Origin of the sequence: Paenibacillus forsythiae T98, assembly GCF_000520735.1 — a bacterium.
Lineage (GTDB): Bacteria > Bacillota > Bacilli > Paenibacillales > Paenibacillaceae > Paenibacillus_AQ > Paenibacillus_AQ forsythiae.
This window is the reverse complement of the sequence record NZ_ASSC01000281.1, coordinates 1-3,658: the sequence shown is the minus strand read 5'-3', so window position 1 is coordinate 3,658 and position 3,658 is coordinate 1. Positions and strand designations below refer to the sequence as shown.

Annotated in this window: 3 protein-coding genes; all 3 read right to left on the bottom strand. The window is 60.5% G+C overall.

All coding sequences use genetic code 11. From position 1 onward, the window contains the following. Nucleotides 1-703, bottom strand: a 703-nt coding sequence (locus L692_RS0109265; protein WP_025699230.1) for a class I SAM-dependent methyltransferase, incomplete at its 3' end; no start/stop codon positions are given. A 53-nt stretch (nucleotides 704-756) separates the two neighbouring features. Beyond that, a complete protein-coding gene (gene mutL / locus L692_RS0109260) occupies nucleotides 757-2,796 on the bottom strand; it encodes a DNA mismatch repair endonuclease MutL (protein WP_025699228.1) in 2,040 nt (679 codons plus the stop codon). A 28-nt stretch (nucleotides 2,797-2,824) separates the two neighbouring features. Then, on the bottom strand, nucleotides 2,825-3,658 hold an 834-nt coding region (locus L692_RS28255; protein ID WP_036722945.1), incomplete at its 5' end, for a MutS-related protein.

Genomic DNA, 3,658 nt, shown 5'->3' with positions numbered 1-3,658 from the left:
TGACCTCGCCGCTGCCCCGTTTCTCTTTCAGCACCACCGCTTTGCGGGCCACCCGAACGGCTTCGTGTACGCTGCCTGGAGCCAGCGAATCGCTGTTGGCGTATGCGCGAAGCGGAGAGATCGCCGCCGAATCCTCCAGAGGCTCGCGGAACATCGGATCGAAATAGACGATGTCCACGCTGTCGCCTGGCAAGCTCGCCAGATAGCTCCGATGGTCGCTGTGAACGACGTTGATCCGGCGCAGCGCGGCGTCCACCTCCCCGATTCCGGAAGCGTAACTGGCCATTCCTTCCGCAAGCAGGGCGTAGAGCGGCAGGGAGCTCTCCAGCGCGGTAACGCGGGACCGCTCGCCTCCGCGCACCGCGAACAGCAGCGCGTCGGAGCCAAGCCCCGCCGTGCAGTCCAGCACGCTGTCCCCGGGAGCCATTCCCGCCGCTTCCAGCATCGGGTCGCCTTCACCCTTCAATACCCGCTTGGCGCGGACAAATCCCATGCTGGGATGAAACTGAAGCTGCGGGCGGCCCGGCCGCAGCAGTCTTGTTCCCTCCAGCAGCACGACGAGAATCTCGCCTTCATACCGGGAGAAAAGCTTGGTTATTGACTGGTTGCCGCGCGGCGCGTACGGAACACCGAGGCGTTCCGCCAGCCTCTCCGCACGCGCGGCAACCTCGGTTAGCGGGCGATCGCCCGTAGTTATAATCATGCTGCCTCCGTATACTTAATCTGCGTATTTAAGTTAATCACATTCATTATTTATCACATTACCCTTTTGAAGAGCTTCTCCAGATCGTAGGCCGAAAAAGAAATGACAATCGGTCTTCCATGCGGGCAGGTATAAGGCTGCCGGCAGGCCGACAGCCGGGAAAGCAGACTCTCCACTTCCTCCTCCGTCAGCTTCTGGTTCGCCTTGATCGACGCCTTGCAGGAGCATAGAATCGCCGATGCTTCCCGAAGCTTGGCGAGATCAATGCTCTTCTCGCCCAGCACCCACTCCGCCATCTCCTCAATAATCTCCTTCTCTTCCCCTTTCGGGAACCAGTACGGGTGCGAACGCACGAGAAACGTCTGGCCGCCGAATGGCTCCAGGAAGACACCGGCCTGCTCGAACCATTGCAGGCGCTCTCCAAGCAGCTTGCTCTCCGCCGGTGTAAATTCGAGCGTAATCGGCAGCAGCAGCTCCTGCGAGGCTTCCGCCGGGCGGCCGAATTTCTCGTAGTAATATTCGTAATTGATGCGCTCATGGGCGGCGTGCTGGTCGATTAAATACAGCCCTTCATCGTTCTGCGCGATAATATACGTGCCGTGATGCTGGCCGATATAGGTCAGCTCGGGGAACGGCGGCAGGCCCGTTCCTTCGCTCCCGGCAGGCGCCCACAGCTCTTCGGTTCCCGGCAAGGTCTGGACCGGGCGGGAAGCCTTCCTGGAATCGGCGCTGTATCCAGCGTATCCCCCGCCGTCGCGCAGCTCAGGCTGCGGAGCCGATCCCCCGGGATATGCCGTATCCCGTCCTTCCACGCGCGGCTTGCGGGAAGCGGACGCCTCATTGACAGCGGATGGCGAACCTCCCCGTGGAAGCAGTGCGCCAGCTTCATCGGACCCGCTTCCAATGACGGGATATGGACTCTGGCCGCCCTTCGCGTCACCTTGTCCTGGGCTGCCTTCGGGAACGGTTCGCCCTTCCCGGTTGCCTGTCAGGCCTCCCGCATCCGCAGCACTCGGCGCAGCCTTCGGGAAGGCAAACTGCTCCTGAATGAAGGAGGTGCTGCCTTTGGCCCCGATCGTTTCCCTTCCGGGGCGCGGTATCAAATTCTCGCCAAGCAGGATCTTGCGGATTTCCCTCTCCACGAACTGATACAGCTCGGTCTCCTTGCTGAACCGCACCTCCAATTTCGCCGGATGAACATTGACATCCACCAGCGAGGGATGCATGTCCAGCTTCAGCACAAGCAGCGGATAGCGGTTGATCGGAAGCAGCGTATGGTACGCGCGCATAATGGCCGCGTTCAGCCCATTGCTGCGGATATAACGCCCGCCGACTATCGTCGTGACCGCGTTGCGGTTGGACCGGGTCCATTCCGGGCGGCTGACAAACCCTGAGATCCGGTAATCCGGATCTTCGGCCTGTACAGGCAGCATCGCTTTCGCGGCCGATGTGCCGTACACGGCGGCGATGACCTGCAGCAGATCGCCGTTGCCCAGCGTATGCAGCAACTGGTTGCCGTTATGATGCAGGGTAAAGGAAATGCCGGGATGGGCGAGCGCCATCCGGTACATGGCATCGGAGATATGGCCCAGCTCGGTCTGAATGCTCTTCATGTATTTCAATCTTGCCGGAGTATTGTAAAACAACTCCCTGACATTCAGCTCCGTCCCCCGGCTGCGGGCGGCATCCTCATGCACCGTCAATTTGCCGCCCTCAATCTCCAGCAGCCGCCCCTTTCCGTCATCCGAGCTTGACGTCAGCAGGGAAACTTTAGACACGGCGGCGATACTGGGCAGCGCCTCTCCCCGGAAGCCGAGACTGGTAATTTGAAACAAATCGCGGCCATTCGCAATTTTGCTTGTGGCGTGGCGGTAAAAGGCGGTCTCGCAATCCTCCGCCTCAATGCCCGAGCCGTTATCCTTGACCCGGATGCTCGCAAGCCCGCCTTCCTCCACCGCAACTTCGATCCGGGTGCTGCCCGCGTCGATGGCGTTCTCCACAAGCTCCTTCACTACCGAAGCCGGCCGCTCCACAACCTCCCCGGCGGCAATCTGGTTGGCAATATGCTCATCCAGCACATGGATTCTGGCCATTTGCGTTCACCTCCGATTCCTTAAAGCTCTATTTCACTTTGATCTTCATCTTCAAGTCGTTCAGTAATTGCATCGCCTGCAGCGGCGTCATATTCATCAGATCCGCTCCGCCAACCGCCGCCATAATATCGTCGGCCAACGAATGATCGCGTTGACTTGCCCCCTTGCGGCCGCGCCGGGGCTCTTCATCTCCGAAGATGGAGAGCTGAACGACGCCGCCCTCCATGCGGTCAGCCAAGTGCGCCGCCGTCTCCCGGCGGGCGGCCTCGGAAGCATCCGGATTCGCTTGAGGGAGAGAAGAACCGTTTCTTACGGAACGGGCTGCGGAGTAAACCCCGGATTCGGCAACCGTTCCAGGAACGGTTTCAAGGGCCGCTTCGGCCGCGCTAACGGTTTCTCCGGTGTCTACGGCTGCGGCCTTGGAAGCGGCGGACGACGACTCGCCGCCGCGAACCCCGGACAGGGAGTCAGAATCGGCAGGAGCATTGACCGAAGAAGCATGCTCAATATGCTGGAGCAGTCCGTAAGCGCGGTCGATGATGCTGCCGGGCAGCCCCGCAAGACGGGCGCAGTAGATGCCGTAGCTGCTGTCCGCCGCGCCGGGGATCAGCTTGCGCAGGAAATTCACCTTATCGCCGCTCTCCTGCACCGCCATGGAATAATTGCGCAGTCCGTTCAGGCTGTCCTCCAGATGGGCCAGCTCGTGAAAATGCGTCGACACAAGCGCCTTGCAGCCGATATGGTGATGTACATATTCAATAACCGCCTGGGCGATGGCCATTCCCTCGCTTGTCGAGGTCCCCCGGCCCAATTCGTCAATGATGATCAGACTTCGCGGCGTCGCCTTGTCCGTCATCAGCTG